The sequence below is a fragment of the Enterobacter sp. UNJFSC 003 genome (genome assembly GCF_036903355.1).
GTDB lineage: Bacteria > Pseudomonadota > Gammaproteobacteria > Enterobacterales > Enterobacteriaceae > Enterobacter.
The window spans coordinates 1-315 of record NZ_JBAKHK010000088.1 but is presented as its reverse complement, the minus strand read 5'-3'; the positions used below and the strand labels follow the sequence as shown (position 1 = coordinate 315).

The following is a 315-nucleotide window of genomic DNA, read 5'->3' as shown; positions in this document are numbered from 1 at the left end:
GTCCGACATTGGGGGCATGTAATTGCTGTTTCGTCCGGTTTATCGATAAGTTCGGTATGTTCGCATTCAGGGTAGTTAATGCAACCAATAAACATACCAAAGCGTCCCTGGCGTAATACCAGATTTGCGCCACATGCAGGGCAAACCTGCCCCTCCAGAACTTTGACGATATGTCCATCCGCTGAAGATTTCAGAGGACGGACGTAGTCACACGCCGGATACTGTGAGCATCCAAGAAACGGACCGTGTTTCCCGGATCGAATAACCAGTTCAGCCCCGCACTTTGGGCAGGACTCATTATTACGCACCGTGAAC

At 50.5% G+C, this 315-nt stretch carries 1 protein-coding gene; it reads right to left on the bottom strand.

Annotation, left to right across the window (positions count from 1 at the left end):
• The coding region (locus tag V5P19_RS23220) for a topoisomerase DNA-binding C4 zinc finger domain-containing protein (protein ID WP_334407881.1) at nt 1-315 on the bottom strand (315 nt) is incomplete at both ends.